16 protein-coding genes are annotated in these 14,923 nt (G+C 61.8%); 5 read left to right on the forward strand and 11 right to left on the reverse strand.

Going from position 1 to position 14,923, the window contains the following annotated elements:
- The first annotated feature begins 563 nt into the window (after positions 1 to 563).
- A complete protein-coding gene (locus BWP39_RS21965) occupies positions 564 to 1,061 on the forward strand; it encodes a VOC family protein (RefSeq protein WP_157915164.1) in 498 nt (165 codons plus the stop codon).
- 24 nt (positions 1,062 to 1,085) lie between these two features.
- Here the strand turns inward: BWP39_RS21965 and BWP39_RS21970 are convergent, their stop codons facing one another.
- Positions 1,086 to 1,973, reverse strand: a complete 888-nt coding sequence (locus BWP39_RS21970) for a transcriptional regulator GcvA (RefSeq protein WP_096724040.1) — start codon at positions 1,971 to 1,973, stop codon at positions 1,086 to 1,088.
- Between BWP39_RS21970 and BWP39_RS21975 the strand changes: the two genes are divergently transcribed.
- Positions 1,972 to 2,697, forward strand: coding sequence for a LysE family translocator (locus tag BWP39_RS21975; RefSeq protein ID WP_235851467.1), 726 nt, complete (start codon positions 1,972 to 1,974; stop codon positions 2,695 to 2,697). The two genes, BWP39_RS21970 and BWP39_RS21975, sit on opposite strands and share 2 nt — an antisense overlap.
- A gap of 13 nt (positions 2,698 to 2,710) precedes the next feature.
- On the opposite strand, the gene BWP39_RS21980 is transcribed toward BWP39_RS21975, so the two are convergent.
- The 8 genes from BWP39_RS21980 to BWP39_RS22015 all read right to left on the reverse strand — a co-directional run bounded on the left by BWP39_RS21980 (position 2,711) and on the right by BWP39_RS22015 (position 10,195).
- A complete protein-coding gene (locus BWP39_RS21980) occupies positions 2,711 to 3,334 on the reverse strand; it encodes a shikimate kinase (RefSeq protein WP_170043878.1) in 624 nt (207 codons plus the stop codon).
- A complete protein-coding gene (locus tag BWP39_RS21985; RefSeq protein WP_096724046.1) occupies positions 3,303 to 4,634 on the reverse strand; it encodes a type II toxin-antitoxin system HipA family toxin in 1,332 nt (443 codons plus the stop codon). The genes BWP39_RS21980 and BWP39_RS21985 overlap by 32 nt, the downstream gene beginning before the upstream one ends.
- Positions 4,627 to 4,950, reverse strand: coding sequence for a helix-turn-helix domain-containing protein (locus BWP39_RS21990; protein WP_207557036.1), 324 nt, complete (start codon positions 4,948 to 4,950; stop codon positions 4,627 to 4,629). Before BWP39_RS21990 ends, BWP39_RS21985 begins: the two co-directional genes overlap by 8 nt.
- A gap of 95 nt (positions 4,951 to 5,045) precedes the next feature.
- Positions 5,046 to 5,450 (reverse strand): RidA family protein, encoded by a 405-nt coding sequence (locus BWP39_RS21995; protein ID WP_096724051.1) that lies wholly within the window; start codon positions 5,448 to 5,450, stop codon positions 5,046 to 5,048.
- A gap of 136 nt (positions 5,451 to 5,586) precedes the next feature.
- A complete protein-coding gene (locus BWP39_RS22000; protein WP_096724053.1) occupies positions 5,587 to 7,377 on the reverse strand; it encodes a rhodanese-like domain-containing protein in 1,791 nt (596 codons plus the stop codon).
- A 43-nt stretch (positions 7,378 to 7,420) separates the two neighbouring features.
- Positions 7,421 to 8,605: a cystathionine beta-lyase gene (gene metC / locus BWP39_RS22005; RefSeq protein ID WP_096724055.1), complete on the reverse strand. Its 1,185-nt coding sequence runs from the start codon at positions 8,603 to 8,605 to the stop codon at positions 7,421 to 7,423.
- A complete protein-coding gene (locus BWP39_RS22010) occupies positions 8,605 to 9,243 on the reverse strand; it encodes a cysteine dioxygenase family protein (RefSeq protein WP_096724058.1) in 639 nt (212 codons plus the stop codon). Before BWP39_RS22010 ends, metC begins: the two co-directional genes overlap by 1 nt.
- Positions 9,244 to 9,283: 40 nt before the next feature.
- Entirely contained in the window at positions 9,284 to 10,195 is a 912-nt protein-coding gene (locus BWP39_RS22015) for an amino acid ABC transporter ATP-binding protein (protein WP_096724060.1), read from the reverse strand.
- Between the two features lie 312 nt (positions 10,196 to 10,507).
- On the opposite strand from BWP39_RS22015, the gene BWP39_RS22020 reads away from it, so the two are divergent.
- Genes BWP39_RS22020 through BWP39_RS22030 form a run of 3 tightly spaced genes read left to right on the forward strand, consistent with a single transcriptional unit; the run spans position 10,508 to position 12,904 of the window.
- Positions 10,508 to 11,365 (forward strand): transporter substrate-binding domain-containing protein, encoded by an 858-nt coding sequence (locus BWP39_RS22020; RefSeq protein WP_096724062.1) that lies wholly within the window; start codon positions 10,508 to 10,510, stop codon positions 11,363 to 11,365.
- Complete coding sequence (locus BWP39_RS22025; RefSeq protein WP_170043887.1) at positions 11,362 to 12,123, forward strand: amino acid ABC transporter permease; 762 nt, start codon at positions 11,362 to 11,364, stop codon at positions 12,121 to 12,123. The genes BWP39_RS22020 and BWP39_RS22025 overlap by 4 nt, the downstream gene beginning before the upstream one ends.
- Positions 12,113 to 12,904 carry an amino acid ABC transporter permease gene (locus BWP39_RS22030; RefSeq protein ID WP_096724064.1) on the forward strand — a complete coding sequence of 264 codons (792 nt, stop codon included), beginning with the start codon at positions 12,113 to 12,115 and terminating at the stop codon, positions 12,902 to 12,904. The genes BWP39_RS22025 and BWP39_RS22030 overlap by 11 nt, the downstream gene beginning before the upstream one ends.
- A 1-nt stretch (position 12,905) precedes the next feature.
- On the opposite strand, the gene BWP39_RS22035 is transcribed toward BWP39_RS22030, so the two are convergent.
- Positions 12,906 to 13,238, reverse strand: a complete 333-nt coding sequence (locus tag BWP39_RS22035) for a 4Fe-4S dicluster domain-containing protein (RefSeq protein ID WP_096724066.1) — start codon at positions 13,236 to 13,238, stop codon at positions 12,906 to 12,908.
- A complete protein-coding gene (locus tag BWP39_RS22040) occupies positions 13,235 to 14,872 on the reverse strand; it encodes an FAD-dependent oxidoreductase (RefSeq protein ID WP_096724068.1) in 1,638 nt (545 codons plus the stop codon). The genes BWP39_RS22035 and BWP39_RS22040 overlap by 4 nt, the downstream gene beginning before the upstream one ends.
- Positions 14,873 to 14,923 lie beyond the last annotated feature (51 nt).

Here is a 14,923-nt window from a genome sequence, read left to right on the forward strand (position 1 = left end):
GAGTTCTCGACAAACAGACGTGCGTTACCCTCAGCGCGATTAGCTGATTTCTCGCATGTGTATTTCCTGGCTAGAAAATCGTATGAAGGAAGCCGTTTTGTCGTGGCTTTACCCTCGCGGCGATCGCGATCCGTTCGAACGGCCCGGGCCCGCTCCAGGAGTGGAGTCCAGTCGGGTTGAATGATCGGCGATGGGGGGAAGATTAATTTGGCAAACGATACCTTGTCAACTTCCTTTCAAGAAATTTCCACTGCGGAAGGAAATTGAAAAGAATTGTTGAGGATTAGTTTCTTGACTTGTCCTGCCACAACAATTAATAGCCGGATCGTCGATTAACTTCATTAACCAGTTATTTCCCTACGGGATATCGCTTGGCGGTGCGCGGGTGATCGTGATATAAATCGAAGCGTTACCGTTCCGCGGTAACCGTAAGCGTTCAACGTCAATCAACGCGCAACAGCGAATGACCGGTCATCGTGTCCCGGCCTTCGCGCCTTGCGCTTTGGCCCGACGTTGGATGGCATCGATGCCGCAGCCAGAGCGCTCCCTACGTGGAGATGTTTATGACGCTTCGGCCTGAAACCCCCAGCGGCCTCAATCACCTTGTCCTGAACGTTCGCGACCTCGATCGCGCTCACGACTTCTGGACCAATTATCTCGGCTTTTGCTGCACCGGCGCCTGGCAAAAAACCGCACCCGATGGCAAACCTTCTGGTCGCATGCGGTTTTACAGCGGCGTGTCGGAAGGGAAACTGCGCCATCACGACGTCGGCCTGATTGAAGCGCCCTCACTGCCCGACGTTCCGCTTCGTCCTCAGGTTCTGCATCACGTCGCGATCACCTACCCCTCGCGCGAGTCGTGGAAGCGGCAGATTGAATTCCTCGTGAGCCAGGGCGTTGTGCCGTTTCGCCAGGTTGTCCGCGGCGCGGCGCATAGCGCGCATTTGCATGATTGGGACGGCAACGAAATCGAACTGGTCTATGAGCACCCGCGCGCCGAATGGGAACACGATATCAACGCGGCGTTGAATCACGCGGTGGCTGAGCCGGTTGGGCAGTGAGCTAGCGGATGGATGCCGGCTCGTTTAGCCGCTTTGCCACTTTGCCTCCGACAACAGCCACGCCCGGAAAGCCGCGACGTTAGGACGATCTAGCGCTGCGGCTGGATAGACGAGCCAGTAGCTGTAGTCGTTGGGGATTGCGATGTCGAATGGCTGTACGAGCCGGCCTCTGCGCAGATCGTCGGCCGCCAGCATGAGGCGGCCTAGCGCGACGCCCTGGCCGTCCGCTGCCGCCTGCAACGAGAGACTCGCATCGTTGAACGACGGGCCTGTATTCACGTCCAGGCCCTCTAGCGCTGCTGCTTCACACCAGCGGCGCCACCCTTGTTTCGGTGTGTCGTGCAGCAAGCGCGCATGGCGCAAATCGGCGGGAACGCGAATGGGGGGCGGCCCGTCGGCGAGCGCGGGTGAGCAAACGGGGCTCAGTGTTTCGTGAGCGATCAAATCGGCCTTCAGGCCCGTCCATTTCCCGAGTCCCGAGCGAATGCCAAGATCGAAGCGCTCGGTGGCAAACGCCCAGATATCCGCCGAACTATCGACGCGCACATCGATATCCGGATGCAACGCACGAAACCCTTCGAGACGCGGAACCAGCCATCGTGAAGCGAACGACGGCAGAACCGTGATGTGCAACGGTCGCGTGTCCGGCTCCATTACGCGCAGCGTGGCCGCTGCGATGCGATCGAGCGCGCCGGCCAGTTCCGGAAGATAGGCCTCACCTTTTGCGGTGAGCGTCAACGCATGCCCTCGACGTTCAAACAGACGGATACCCAGCCAATCCTCGAGCTGACGGATCTGATGACTGATGGCCGCCTGCGTTACACACAGCTCGGCGGCGGCACGGGTGAAGCTCAGGTGCTTGGCCGCCGCCTCGAAGGCGCGCAGCGCACCTAGCGGAGGCAGGCGTCGCATGGATCGTTCGATTAGTTTGTTTTATCGAGTGCATGAAGATAACCCGTTTGTGGCGGACGGGGAAGGCGCCTCTAATCACACACTTTCTGAGTTTTTACTGATACGAGGCCAATCGATGATTGCATGGAGCATCTGGATTCTGTTTCTTGGCTATACCGTACCGATGGTTGTGAGTCCCGGGCCTGGGAACACCGTTCTTGCGACTACGGGCGGTCGATATGGCGTGGCCGGTTCAGTGCCGTTCTGGGTGGGCTTCGAGATCGCAAATATTGTGCTGTGTGTGATCTATGGAATGGGGTTGGGTAAAGCGTTGCATGGGCACCCTGAGATACAGATAGCGTTGAAGTGGGCGGGGACTGCTTATCTGCTGTATCTCGCGTGGGGATTTTTTCGCGCGACGGTCAAATCTGCTGACGGTAACGATACGGACAGTTCGCGTCTGCAGACCAGGGACGGTTTTCTATCCGTGATGCTCAACCCCAAGATTCATTCGATGATTCTCGTCATGTTTTCGCAGTTTCTCGACCCCGCGAAACCGCTGCCGATGCAGGTCGGTCAATTTACAGTGGCGTTCTTTTTCGTATGTATCGTCTGCCACTTTCCGTGGATATACGGAGGGCAACTGATTCTTCGCCGGTTTAAATCGGCGCGTGCGCTGCAAATTCAGGGTTGGGTGTTTGGTGTTTGCATGATTCTGGTGGCGGGTTATGTTGCGTTTGGGTGAAGCTCTAATCGCGTTAGATCGGTCGGCTATCGGTTGATGCCAGGGACTTCCGGATAAATTGCTCGACCGTTGTTGCTATCTGTTCGGGCGATCCGTCGCTCCTGAACCGCTCGCAATTCAGCCTCATGAATACGGGGAATCGATCGCGGATCTTGCGAAGCTCATCCGCCTCGTTGGCCTTCAGATACGGCCTTGATAGTTGTCGGGCGACGATCAGGTTCGAACAACTTTCGAGGTCGAATGTGGGTAGTAAAAGCGCGGTGAGCACGTCCGCTTCGATGTAGTCGCGAATCGACGGATAGCGCGGCGTGATATCCAGCGGATACGTCATGAAACCCGACGAAACGGCGCAGATCGTGGGCTCGGTTACTTCGCGTTTGAGTTGCTCGTAGAGCTGGACGTTGTGTCTTGCGTATTCAACGTATCCGTTACGCTCGATGAATTCGGCGATGTTTCCGAGCGACGACAAAAAGCACTGGTCCATGTCGACGAAACGCCAGTTCAATCGATCGGCAAGAATGGAGCCGATGGTCGTCTTGCCGGCGCCGCCTGGCCCGATGAGGTGTGCAAGAGGCAGATTGAATTCCTCGCGCGTCGGGGCGTTGTTATGTCTCTTCCGGAGACGGGCGTGCTGCACGCGCACGATGCGTGCGCTCGAACTGAGACGGGTCCAACGACAATTCTCCAGTAACGATCTGTTCGGCAAGCTGAAATGCCGGCCGCTGTGATTCGAGGTTGGCTTCATCCATTCCCACATCAAGATAGAGTTGCCGCCACGAGGCATGCACAGTTGCAGCCATCCCACGCAGCACGTCCCACGCCTCGGCGACTGCGTACGAGAACGATGCGACATCCTTCACAAGCGACTCAGGCGTAGCCACGCGCGTGCCCTCACGGTTCACGGCCATCGCCTGAACCTCCCGACGGCGTGGAATCGCAACAACGTCGTAGGCTGGTGAAAGCATCCACGTACCGGCCCGACAGAGCAGTCCGTGGTTACGTGGATGATCGTCGTAGTTGCCAACAAGCGCATTGAAGGTCATCCGGCGCCACAGTTCGCGCTGCTGCTCGACGTATCCCTGAGTGCGGTCGCCGCACCAGCGCCGTAGCTCGTAAGCCAGCTTGACGTAAGAGCGGTCCGGATCTTCAGGCGTTGAGTCACCCCGCAGCCGAAGCACGGTTGCTGCGCTCGCGAAAAGAGCCCGTTCCACCCCAGCGTCCGTAACCTTGCGATCAAAGCGCCTTACCAGAACGACTTCATGCGGACCAACCCGCTCGTAGCGGACCTCGGCGACGTCGATGCCGCATCGAGCGGCCAGTGTCATCGCGACGTACTCGCGCGCTGGAAGATACGGCGCCCCTTCGCGCTCCTGAAGTTTGGCGATCCACCACTGCGTGGCGCCGTCGACCTCGCGAGAAACCGTTAGTTTGGGTTTCTCTCCACCAAGACTTGTGCTGTCGTCCACGCCCGACAGCTGCCGCACTACACGCCGCGGCGAATAGCCCTCTTCGGTCTCAGCAAGAATGCTTTTCAGGTCACCTTCGGTCGGCGGCACGAAGGCCACCTTCCGCTCGATCTGTTCGGTGTGACAAACCTCGATCGCGCCAACGCCGTCACCAGGCGCGAGATCCATCCGCTCGACCTCGTCGAGCGTTTCCTTCGCGTGTCTCGCGAGCAACATGTCGAGGCCGAAGCCTTCAGGAGCTGCGTCGCGCAGCACGCCGAAGACGCCGTTCATACTGGACGTCGTGTTCGGCTTCTGCGAGCGCGTAAATGGAAGATTGATCGGGTCGAGCGGAAGCGCGCCGTCATGCTTCCTGTAATCCTCGCCGTACAAGAAACGACCAAGGCCCGGTGACCATTCGAATGTGCCGCACCGGACAGGTGCGACGCTCCCCGGCAGCCAGACCCACACAGGTCGCACTTGATCAGCCACGGGAACCTCGCTTCGATCGCGTCAACCGACTCAATGCTTCCTGCTGGATTACCGGGTCCAGGTCAGTGCGGGCAGCTTCCCGGAGAGGACCCAGACTATCGAGCGTCCACAACGCCATCACGACCTGGCCAAAGGCCACAGATGGCGATCCCTTTTCGAGGTTGACGATCATGTTGATACCCACACCCATCTTTGCGGCGAGATCGCTCTGCGTCCAGCCGCGAGCACGGCGCGCGAGCTGGATTTTCTTGCCGATGGCGACTACCACCTCCTCGGCCTCGAAAGGTAGCAGGTCCAGATGCTGGGCAATTTTCACTATAAACTCAAAATAAATGCTGATAATTTTTAGTTTATAGGTAATTTTGTGAAAATCAAGTTATCGATAGGCCTCGACCACGATCACCAGCCAGCTCAGCTATCCGCAGTCTCCGGCAGCTTCGCAATCACCTTGATCTCAAACCCAAAGCCATACAGCCACGTCACGCCGACCGCGGTCAAAGTCGGATGTGGCGCCTTGCCCCAATACTCCGGCACGACTTTCCAGATCCGCTCGAACGTCGATTCGGGATCCACGATAAAAACCGTTGCATCGATCACGTCGTCGAACGTGCAACCTGCGGCTGCGAGGATCGCGTTCAGATTGTCGAACGCGCGTCGGACTTGCTTCTCCAGGTCTGGCTCGGGCGAACCGTCCTCACGGCTGCCGACCTGCCCGGAAACAAACAACAAGCCATTGGACCGAACCGCTGGCGAATAGCGATTGCGTTCATAGAGCGCCTGGCGCCCGGCCGGAAACACCACGTCACGCTGTGCCATAGATTCTCTCCATCAATGGGTCGAGACGACCCGGTGTTAACGATGAAGGGAGTTTAGGGAGGCGTAGCGGGCAGATAAACGAGTCAACGCCATCATCAGTTGTCGGGGAATCCAAACAATTCCCGAACTATCTGGATCATGGAATTCGCAGACGTTCGCGCAGAACCGGCCGCGTAGCGGAATCGCCGACGCGCGAATCGCGTGTCCCCGCTCCACCGCCCGGCCACGATGGACGCACCACGTTCGATGTGTTCGGTGCATTCGTTTTTTCACTCGCCCGCGGATCGATCCGGAACGCCGCGAGTTCATCCGGCGCGCACTGCGCAATCAGACCGGTTTCCCACGCGAGATACGCACGCGCCGCATCGAGATTGCCGTCGTGACGATCGTGCACGAAGAACAGATAGTCGATGCGCGCATCGTCGGTCGGACTGTCCGGCGACGCTTCGAGTGGCAACCCCGCGTCGCGCCATGTGTCGATGCCATCCGCCGCAACGGCCAGCGCCGTGTACCCCGCTTCTCTCAGGTCCAGCGCGGCGAGTTCCGCCACTGCGGGTGTGTCGGCGAACAGAACAAACGTATCGCGTGCATTCGCGCCGATGGCGGCAAGCGTCTGCGGCAGATGCGGCCGAATGGTCCAGTGGGCGCCCGCTGCGTGCTCGCGACGATATGCAGCGCTGCTGCGCAGATCGAGCAGATAGAGCGGCCGTTTGTTGTCGTCTGCGACGAACCGGCGCAACGCATCGCGATCTAGCGTCTCGATTTTTGGCACGGGCACAGAGTGCGCGTTGTCGGCGCCGAAGTTCAGCGCAGCGGCATCGCGCGAATCGATCAGTGCAACCTCGATACCGAGTTGCCACAGCCAAGTCGCGATCACCTGGGCGCGTACGCCGTCGTGGTCGATCAGCAGCACGCGCGCGCCGCGAACGCCGATAGTCTGATCGGTGGCCTGCAGAAGCTGGCCGCCTGGCGCGTGGACCATGCCGCGCAGACCGTCGTGCGCAAACTCCTTCGCGGTACGTACATCGATTGCGTAGGTCGTGCGTGTCGTATCGTCGAGCCATGCCTGCGCCGTGCGTACATCAAGCGCGGCAATCGCAAAGCGCCGCGCTAGCGCAGCGGCGCGCTCTCGTGCAACCGCCGACGCATGCGCCAGGTTTGTCACCGCATCGTGCCGCACGCTGCCGTGCTCCAGCGCATGGCCCGCTAGCGCCCAACCTTGCGTGCCGTTTTCGAGCGCAATGACCGGGTTCGTCACACCGAAACTGCGCAACACTTCTGCGCCGATGATGCTGCGCGTCCGCCCCGCGCAATGAATCACGATTGGCGTCGTGGCGTCGTTCACGAATGTATCGATACGCAACGGCAGCTCGCCGTTCGGGCAACTGAGCGCACCCGGGATCGTCATCTTCGTATGCTCTTCGACCGTGCGGCCATCGAGCAACGCAAACGCGCGCCCTTCGCGCTGCCAGCGCGCAAGCTCATCGGCCGACAGATGCGGTGTCGCGTACGCATGCTCGACCAGTTCACCGAAGGTTTTCGACGGCACGTTGATGCCTTTGAACAGCGTATAGCCCGCCGCTTGCCAGCCGGCCGTGCCACCATCGATCACCGACACATTCGTATAGCCGAGCGCCACGAGTCGTCTGGCGGCACGTTCCGCCAGCGCGTCCGGCTCGCCGCTATCGATCAACACGACGCGCACCGTACGCCGCGGCGCGAGACGCGGGGCGTCGAGCTCGAGCCGGCTATACGGCAGCGGCACCGCGAAGAACGCATGCGCTTCGCCGAACTGCCCGGCTTCGCGCACGTCGAAGAACGCAACTTCGTCCGCGTCGTTCAGCCACGCGCGTGCCGTTCCCGCGGAAATGGCTCTGAAGCCGGTAGCGGTCGCTGCGGTCGTTGCGGTAAAGATATCGGTCGTCATGTCGTGCGCTGAAAAGAAAGATCAAAGAGAAGATGCCGTGCCGTTAGCGCAGGACACGCCGGAACGCCTGATCGAGGTCGGCGATCAGGTCGTCGGGCGATTCGAGACCGACATGCAGCCGCACGACCGGTTCTGCACCGCGCCAGTAGTGCTGTTCGCGCAAACGCGATGGCGGGGCGATCAGCGCGAGGCTTTCGTAGCCGCCCCACGACGCGCCGATGGCGAACAGCCGCAGTGCATCGACGAAGGCCACCGCCTGCGCGTGGTCGCCACGCAACGCGAACGACACAAGTCCATTCGAGCCGCTGAAATCGCGCTGCCATAACGCATGCCCGGGATCGCCGGGCCGTGCCGGATGAAACACCCGCTCGACTGTGGGTTCTGCGGCCAGATAACCGGCCACCGCAAGCGCATTGCGCGCGTGCTGCGCAAGACGCACCGGCAGCGTGCGGATGCCGCGTAGCGCGAGATACGCATCGTCGGCGCTTACGCTCAAGCCGAGCCCATCGTACGTATCGCGCAACCGCCGGGCGAGGTCCGCATCACGTGTCGCTACGGCGCCCTGCATCAGATCGGAATGACCGCCCGCGTATTTCGTTGTCGCCTGGATCGACACGTTGGCGCCCAGCGTTAACGGTCGATGCAGCAGCCCCGCGCTCCAGGTGTTGTCGGCGGCGAGCAGCACGCCGTGTTCATCTGCGAAACGCGCGAACGCCGGCAGATCGATGACCTCGTAGACATACGATCCCGGTGACTCCACATAGATGAGCCGCGTGTTGTCACGCAGTTGCGCGAGCGGCGGTCCCTGCGATGCGTCGAAGTAATCGAACGACACCTGCAGACGCGACAACAACGGTTCGACTTTCTCGCGCACCGGACCGTACACGCTGTCCTGCACCAGCACGTGATCGCCAGGCGACAGCAGCGCGAGAAACACGAGTGAGATTGCGGCGAGACCCGATGGGACGAGCAGTACGTCGTTTGCATCTTCCAGCTCAGCAAGCGCCGCTTCGAGCGCGCGATGCGTCGTCGTGCCATGACGGCCGTACGTGGCCAGAGGTTCGCCATCGCGTCGACGCTGGGCAGCTGTTTCGCGATCTGCGTGACGCTCAAAACGTACCGTGCTGGTTCTAACCACCGGCACGTTCACCGGTGCGAGACCGTCGTCGAACGGTGGCGAGCCCGCACGCAACAACCGTGTTTCGATGCGGTCCGGTTGCGCTGTCATCAGCCGACCGCCTGCGTCGAGCGCTGCATATGTGTTGCGTTGTAACGCACGACGCGGCCGGTGTCCGGCTCGAAGCCGAGACGACCTGTCAACGTTTCGAGCGGCCGGCCGTATAGATGGAAATGTAGCGTCGGTGTCGACCCGTCGACGTGGATGCTGTGAATATCGTCGGGCAGGAACGCGATCGGCACACCGGGGCGCACGACCAGTTCGCGATCGAATTCGAGCGTTGCGCGCTCGGCGTCGGTGCGGTCGTCGGTGCGACGGTAGAGACGATTCAGCTCCGCGCCATCGATTGCCGCGATCACAGCCCACGTATCGTGGTTGTGCGGGATCGTCGTCTTGCCCGGCAACAGCGAGTTCAGATAGAGCGCGAAGCCGTCCTCACCGGGATTCAGGCGATAGCGTGTCGAGGTGTTGCCACTGTCGCCCGCAGGCGGCGGAAAGTCGGCGGCTGGAAACAGATCGCTGTGCGTCGCGAGTTCGAGTAGCCGTTCGCTGATTGCATCGAGCGCGGCGCGCGTCACGCCGAGCCCATCGATAGTGCGGCGCGCGTCATCGAGCAGCTCAGTCACTGCATCACGGCGAGCTTCGGCGATATCGGTGGAGGTGGAGGTGGAGGGTTCGGTGGTGGACATGAGAATTGAAATGAGTAGTAGTCGAATAACGGCCGATACTTCAACCCACCGCGCGACGCCGCACGCTGTGCCGGTCTTCGCCGCGTGCGCGTTGCAGAAAGAGCCGCGTGCGCTCGTTGGCTGGATCGCTGAACACCTGGCGCGCGGGCCCGTGCTCGAGGATCACGCCGCCTTCCGTGAAAAACACTTCGTCGCTGACGTCTTCGGCAAAACGCATTTCGTGCGTGACCAGTACGCAGGTCTGCCCTTCGTCCGCCAGTTCGCCGATCACGTTCAGCACTTCACCCACGGTCTCCGGATCGAGCGCGGAGGTCACTTCGTCGAACAGGATCAGGTCGGGCCGCATGGCCAGTGCGCGCGCAATCGCGACACGCTGCTGCTGGCCACCGGACAATGCGCCGGGATACGCGCGCGCCTTGTCTGCGAGCCGCACCTTTGCAAGCAGCGCGTGTGCATCGTGCTCGGCCTCGGCGCGACTGCGACCGAGCACACTGGTCGGCGCAAGCGTCAGGTTGTCGAGCACGTTCAGATGCGGAAACAGGTTGTACTGCTGGAACACGAAGCCGATTCGCTTGCGTAGCGCGATCTTCTGCGCGTCGGTGGTTTGCGCGCGAACGTCGATACCGTCGACGTATATGTCACCGTACTGCGGTGTCAGCAGCCCGTTGATACAGCGCAGGATCGTCGATTTACCCGACCCCGATGGCCCGATGATCGACACCGCGTGACCACGCCGCACTGACAGATCGATACCGTTCAGCACCGGCGTGGCGCCGTACGAAAGATGCACATTGCGCAGCGAGAGCAGCGTGTTCGAAGGCGCCACGTCCGAAAGGGGCCCGGTTGTCGCCTGAAACTCACGCACGTCGTGGCGCGCCGCACCCAGTGCTTCGCGCGCAACGAGCCCCTCTACACCGAGCACGTTCGATACATCGAACGCTGCGCGGCTCATGCACTCACCCGCAACAGGAAGCACGGAAAGCGAAACGACCGTGTGTTGCGTGGAGAAAAAAGCGGTTTCATTAGACGTGTTATCCAGATCAGGTGAACGGCCCATTCTAGAAACCCATACGTCATAGCGTAACCAACGAATCGTCGGAACGTTATGCAGCGATCTGCTATCCGCGCGTCGGACCTTGCATTGCAGCAGCGGATCGCGACGCTCCTTCGTCGCGCTGCTTTGCTTAGCAGATTCGCTTGGTTTGCGGTGCTGCGCGCTTTGCCTAAAGTGCGAGACTGCGCATCAATCGATACACCATTTGCCATGACTCATCCGCTCTCCCGTTGCAGCAATCTTCTCAGTCCTTCGCTCCGTGCCGCGCTGGCCGCATCGATCGTGTTCTGCGTGTCGAGCGCCGCACACGCCGATGCGACACTCGACCGGATCGCCTCACGCCACGAAATCGCGGTGGGTGTACTCATCGGCGGTAGCCCGTTCGGTTCGCTCGATCCGCAGACGCAGCAACCGCGCGGTGTCAACGTCGATCTCGCCAACGATATCGGTCGCCGGCTCGGCGTGAAGGTCACGCGGGTTTCCGTGCAACCGTCGACGCGCGTGCAGTTCCTGCAGCAAGGCAAGGTCGACATCCTGATCGCGAACATGGAATACAACGCACAGCGCGGCGAACTGCTCGACTACGTGCCGACACCCTACTACCGCGTCGGCGGCACCGCGATCACGCTGAAGACGAGCGGCATCGAACGCTGGGAAGATCTGCGCGGCAAACCCGTGTGCATCTCGCAGGGCAGCAGCTATATCCGGCCGCTCGTCGAGCGCTACGGCGCCGTACCGCGCGCGTTCCAGGGTTCGTCGCAGTCGCTGCTCGCGCTGCGCGGCGGCAGTTGCGTGGCAGCCGTGCATGACGCTGCACCGCTGCTTTATCCGTTGCAGCAGCGCGACCCCGAATGGCGCGATTACCGGACGCTGCAACCCGAACTCGAACCCGCGCCTTCGGTGATCTGGGTACGTAAGGGCGAAAAGGACACGGCGGCCAAACTTGATGCGATCGTGAAGGACTGGCATCGCAGCGGCTGGCTGATCGAGGACGAGGCGAAGAACGGTCTCACGCCGCCCTCGCCTGCGCTTGCTGAATGGCACCGGCAGTTACCGATCGTCCAATGAGTTCGACGAACGCCATCGACACCGCCTTGCAGGCCACACTCGATGCGGCCGCGCGGGTCGGCCTCGACTACCGCTTCCTGCTCGACGCGTACGATCGCACACCGTTCCTGACCGGCATGCTGACGAGCCTCGAGATCGTCGCGTCGACGCTCGCAGGCAGTGTTGTCGCCGGATTCGCGCTACTGCTCCTGCTGCGAGCACGTAATCGCGCAGTAGCCGGCACTACGCGCGCATTCGTCGAACTCGTGCGTAATACGCCGACCATCGTGCAGCTTTACTGCGCGTTCCTCGTGCTGAACATGTTGCTGTCGCAATGGCTGCATCAGCAGCATCTCGACAATCCGTTCAAGCCATTCTTCTGGGTCGTTCTGGTGCTGTCGTTGCACAAAGGCGCGTTCCATGCGGAAGCGCTGCGCGCCGGTTTCGATGCGGTACCTGCACAGACGCTCGAAGGCGCCGAATCGCTGGGACTCAGCCGTTGGGTGAGGTTGCGCCGCGTCGAGTTGCCGCTCGCCATCCGTACCGCGCTGCCCGCACTCGTCAACAACATGGTCGAACTCGTCAAGGCATCGTCGCTTGCATCGGCCATCGCAGTGGGCGACATCACGTATCAATCGATCATGATCTGGACGCAGCGCGATAACGTACTCGCGTTGATGATCGTGATCCTGCTGTTCTTCGGTGCGCTGACGTGGCTCGTGAGCCGCGCAGGACGCTGGCTCGAACGTCGTCTGTGGGTGCCCGGTTATGGCAACTAGAACGCCGTTCATCGGCACACCGGAGCGCTACGGCGCCGTCCCGATCGTGTTCGCCGTGCTGGCGGCACTGGGTATCGCATTGGAAATCGAACTGGCGCACGGCGGCTGGCGTAACGAAACGCTTGTGCATCTCGTGGAATGGGCGCCTGCGCTCGCGCGCGGCTTTGCGATGAACGTCGCGATCAGTCTCGGTGCGATCGCGATCGGTTCAGTGGTCGGTTTTGCGGTTGGTGCGCTTGCGCTGACGCGCGGGTTGGCGGGTCGACTTGCGCGCTTTTGGGTGCAGGCGTTTCGCAATGCACCGTGGCTCGTGCTGATCTACTTCACGACCTACGTGTTTCCGTTCGAGTTCACGTGGTTCGGCCATACGCTGCCGTTTCCCGACTGGCTCAAGGTGACGCTGGCGCTCGCGTTGCCGGCAAGCGCGAACGTCGCCGAAGTGTTCCGCGGCGCGGTCGCATCGATTCCGACAACGCAGTGGGACGCGGCGGAATCGCTGGCGCTGTCGCGTGCGCAGATTTTGCGGCTCGTCGTTGTGCCGCAATGCGTGCGACGGATGCTGCCGCCGTGGATGAACGTCTACGCGATCATCACGATGGGTACTGCCCTTTCATCGCTGGTCGGTATTCATGATCTGCTCGATACCGCGCAGATCGCGAGCAGCACCGTTGCACGGTCGAGCTTCACTGTGCTTACCTACCTCGCAACACTCGCGATATTCTTTGCGTGGTGTTACCCGGTTTCGCGTGCGACGCGCTGGCTAGAGCAGCGGTTCGCGTAAATCAATGCGCGCGCACGAGCAGTTCGAACGTGGCATCGAGCGCCGCCGTCGATTCCCGGCCGCGCCCCCAACCGATCGAGCGACGATAGCCGCCCATCAACGCGCGAGTTGCTTCCGCGTCGAGCGCATCGGATGCAGCAAGCCCTTCGGTTTGCGGCGCGACGAACAACGCGTCTTCCGGGCAATACAGCTCGCACATGAAGCAGGTCTGGCAATCGTCCTGACGCGCGATGCGCGGCACACCGCCTTCCACCGCTTCGAACACGTTGGTCGGACAGGCGCGCACGCAGATATTGCAGCCCGTGCAGCGTGCTTCATCGACAATCTCGATCATGCGGCGACTCCTGCGTGCGATGCAGACGGTGTCAATGCGAGCCGTTCGACCCATACTTCGTCGAGCCCGCCGCTAAGCAACCGATGATGCTGATGCGGATCAAGTGCCGCATGTTCCTGGCGCCGGTGCATGCCGCGCGTTTCGGTACGCTGCTGCGCGCTGCGATACATCCAGCGCGCGGTCGCGAGCATCGCGGTGGCCTCGCGTGTGCGCACTGCATCGCTTGCGCTTTTTGCGGGCGCCGCGTGACGCACGCGTTGCCACAGCGTATCGAGCCGCTCCAGTGAATCGTCGAGCAGATCGCCGCGCCGCGCCCAGTTGCGCTCGTAGGGAAACACTTCGGCCTGCACGGCCTGGATCAGGTCGGCACTATCCACCGGCGTTACGTCGCCACCATCGTGCAGCCCTACGCCGCCCGCATGCCGCAGCGAACGGTGTCGCGCCGCCGGCCCCGCATCACGCGCGTAATCGGCGGCGCCCGCGCCGGACCACAATCCCGACGACATCGCCCACGCCGCGTTGTGGCTGCCACCGCCCGTAAAGCCGCCGCAGATCAGCTCGCGCGTCGCCGCATCGCCGGCCGCATACAGTCCTTGCACCGACGTCGCACACGTTTCGTCGACCAGATGCAGGCCGCCCGTGCCACGCACCGTGCCTTCGAGCCGCAGCGTCACCGGAAAGCGCTGCGTAAACGGATCGAGACCAAGCCGGTCGAACGGCACGAAGAAATTCGGTTGCGCGGTGCGCATCCACGCGCGGATCTGCATATCGGCTCGATCGAGACACGCGTACACCGGCTGGGTCTGTAGCGTCTTCGCGATCACACCGCGGCCGCGCGCGGAACCCGCCCCTTCGATCGGCGTGCCGTCCTCGTAGTAGAACGTCGCCCACGTATAGAACAACGACTTCGTCACCGACGAAAACGCCGGCCCGAGCCCATAGGCATTCGAAAACTCCATGCCCGATAGCTGCGCGCCTGCTTCGGCGGCCATGAGTTGACCATCGCCGGTCAGCACATTGCAACCGAGCGCCTTGCTGAGAAACGCGCAACCGCCGGTCGCGATCACCACCGCCTGCGCACGCGCAATCCATGCGTCGCCGGTCTGACGATTCACGCCCGCGGCACCGGACACCACACCGTGTTCGTCGACGAGCAGTTCGAGCGCAGGACTGTGATCGAGGATTCGTGCACCTGCTTCTTTCACGCGACGTCGCATCAGCCGCATATATTCCGGGCCCTGTAACGACGTCAGACGCGGCTCGCCGTCGGCATCGGTGGGAAACGGATAGCCCCATTCGGCGAGTTGCTGCGAATTACGCCACGTTTGCTCGAGCACGCGATCCATCCACGTCTGATCCGCCAGCTCGCCACCGAGCGCAAAACGACTCGCCTTCGCGCGCTCGCGTGCATCTCCGTCCGGCGGTACGTACCAGACCGCGGTACCGGCTGGTGCCGTGGCACCCGAGGTGCCGCAAAACCCCTTGTCCGCGAGCAGCACCGTCGCGCCGCGCGCCGCCGCACCGACCGCCGCCCACGTGCCCGCGGGGCCACCGCCGAGCACCAGCACGTCGACGTCGTGCGTTGTAGACGTGACGTTTCTAGCGGTGTTTGCGTACGCTATCTGTCCGCTCATGCGGCGCTCCTGGTGCAAGGTGGGAGGTTTGCGGCGTGCGTGCCGCACCGT

This window comes from Paraburkholderia acidicola, assembly GCF_002362315.1.
Taxonomy (GTDB): domain Bacteria; phylum Pseudomonadota; class Gammaproteobacteria; order Burkholderiales; family Burkholderiaceae; genus Paraburkholderia; species Paraburkholderia acidicola.

Coding starts and splice junctions, on each gene's coding strand:
- BWP39_RS22000 (WP_096724053.1), bottom strand. CDS start 7,377: ATGACGACCGATATCTTTACCGCAACGACCGCAGCGACCGCTACCGGC.
- BWP39_RS22030 (WP_096724064.1), top strand. CDS start 12,113: ATGGCAACTAGAACGCCGTTCATCGGCACACCGGAGCGCTACGGCGCC.
- BWP39_RS21970 (WP_096724040.1), bottom strand. CDS start 1,973: ATGCGACGCCTGCCTCCGCTAGGTGCGCTGCGCGCCTTCGAGGCGGCG.
- BWP39_RS22035 (WP_096724066.1), bottom strand. CDS start 13,238: ATGATCGAGATTGTCGATGAAGCACGCTGCACGGGCTGCAATATCTGC.
- metC (WP_096724055.1), bottom strand. CDS start 8,605: ATGACAGCGCAACCGGACCGCATCGAAACACGGTTGTTGCGTGCGGGC.
- BWP39_RS22040 (WP_096724068.1), bottom strand. CDS start 14,872: ATGAGCGGACAGATAGCGTACGCAAACACCGCTAGAAACGTCACGTCT.
- BWP39_RS22020 (WP_096724062.1), top strand. CDS start 10,508: ATGACTCATCCGCTCTCCCGTTGCAGCAATCTTCTCAGTCCTTCGCTC.
- BWP39_RS22025 (WP_170043887.1), top strand. CDS start 11,362: ATGAGTTCGACGAACGCCATCGACACCGCCTTGCAGGCCACACTCGAT.
- BWP39_RS21995 (WP_096724051.1), bottom strand. CDS start 5,450: ATGGCACAGCGTGACGTGGTGTTTCCGGCCGGGCGCCAGGCGCTCTAT.
- BWP39_RS22010 (WP_096724058.1), bottom strand. CDS start 9,243: ATGTCCACCACCGAACCCTCCACCTCCACCTCCACCGATATCGCCGAA.
- BWP39_RS22015 (WP_096724060.1), bottom strand. CDS start 10,195: ATGAGCCGCGCAGCGTTCGATGTATCGAACGTGCTCGGTGTAGAGGGG.
- BWP39_RS21965 (WP_157915164.1), top strand. CDS start 564: ATGACGCTTCGGCCTGAAACCCCCAGCGGCCTCAATCACCTTGTCCTG.
- BWP39_RS21975 (WP_235851467.1), top strand. CDS start 1,972: ATGGATCGTTCGATTAGTTTGTTTTATCGAGTGCATGAAGATAACCCG.